2 protein-coding genes are annotated in these 1,435 nt (G+C 37.1%); both read left to right on the top strand.

Annotation, left to right across the window (positions count from 1 at the left end; genetic code table 11):
* The first annotated feature begins 525 nt into the window (after positions 1-525).
* A complete protein-coding gene (locus GQ598_RS10845; RefSeq protein ID WP_160404126.1) occupies positions 526-1,047 on the top strand; it encodes a helix-turn-helix domain-containing protein in 522 nt (173 codons plus the stop codon).
* Positions 1,048-1,100: 53 nt separating this feature from the next.
* A partial coding sequence (locus tag GQ598_RS10840) for an IS3 family transposase (protein ID WP_160404125.1) occupies positions 1,101-1,435 on the top strand: 335 nt, incomplete at its 3' end.

Below are 1,435 nucleotides of genomic sequence, written 5' to 3'. Positions count from 1 at the left end.
TTTATTCCCAAAAGTAGATTTAAACAATCCAACTTTTGGGGGGCAGTTCATTCGCTTTAATTCCCTTAGCTCGGACGTGGTCACTGTAGCTATTTTATTCACCTAAGCTCAAAACGTCCGAAACCTGCGCACCCAATTTATTCTATTCACCAACCCAAAAAAAGACCTGATTTTCCGCCAAAAATCGGTCAGAAAAGGTATTGATTTTATTAAAGTTTTTTGAGCTATTTTTTAACAAAAACCGCCTAATAAAAACACAACAACCCATCCCAAAAACGATAGTTATGTTATTTGTCTTATTCCGGCGTCAGAATGTGCCGACAACAGAGCGAGGTTAGCACGCCAAACAGGATGTTTGGCGAGTTTGTGCTGCGTCGGGAACGCATCACAAACGGTGCGTTAAGACCGAGTGGCGGCGGAGGGCAGCCGCAGGCCACATTCTGCAGCCAAGCGCGGGATTGCTAAGGGAATTTGAACTGCCCCCCAAAAGTTGGATTGTTTAAATCTACTTTTGGGAACAAAATTATGGCAAAAAAATATACATTCGATTTTAAAAAACAAGTTATTGAACATTATTTCAATAGTAATGATGGTTATGGTTTAACCGCCCGACGCTTCCAAATGCCTGCTAATACAGTTGAATGTTGGGTAAATTTATATAGAAGAAAAGGAATTGAAGGACTAAAACCCGTCACAAAACCAAGGTGTTTTTCTCCAGAGTTTAAATACAAAGTGGTCAGGTATTTTATAGACAATCATCTTTCACAAAATAAAACTGCTTTGGCGTTTGATATCCACTTTGGACATGTAGGTCGCTGGTTTAAAATATATCAAAAATATGGCAAAGCAGGTTTTTCAATGACACTGAATCCACCACAGGGAAAAGCGGATAAAAAAATGGCTCAAAAAGTTAAAAAAAATAGTGAAAAAACAAAAGAAGAATTGCTCGAAATGGTCAGTGACCTTGAAGTGGAGGTGGCTTATCTAAAAAAGTTGGATGCCTTACTTCGGCAAAAGAGATTGGAAAAAAAGAAAAGTATCAAATAGTTGATGAATTAAGGAAAAAATACCCCTTAAATAAATTGCTTAGCGCATCAGGTTTGTCGCGAAGCACTTTTTACTATCACGATTCGGCTAAATCTAAAATTGATAAAAATAGTGAATTAAAAGCGCTTATTATCAAGATTTATGAAGATAACTTTAGTCGCTATGGTTATCGACGAATTACGGCTGAATTACAAAATAAGAATGTCATTGTGAATCATAAAAAGGTGCTACGTTTAATGAAAGAAATGGGATTAAAATCCTTGATAAGAGGAAAAAAATATCGTTCTTATAAAGGTCGTCTTGGTGCTGTACCCAATCTATTAAACCGTGATTTTAAGGCGACTAAACCTGGTCAGAAATGGGTAACGGATGCAACTGAGTTTAAAGT

Origin of the sequence: Gilliamella sp. Pas-s95 (assembly GCF_009795795.1) — a bacterium.
Lineage (GTDB): Bacteria > Pseudomonadota > Gammaproteobacteria > Enterobacterales > Orbaceae > Gilliamella > Gilliamella bombicola.
The sequence above is the reverse complement of the archived record's forward strand: the minus strand, read 5'-3'. Positions and strand labels throughout refer to the sequence as shown.

Coding starts and splice junctions, on each gene's coding strand:
- GQ598_RS10845 (WP_160404126.1), top strand. CDS start 526: ATGGCAAAAAAATATACATTCGATTTTAAAAAACAAGTTATTGAACAT.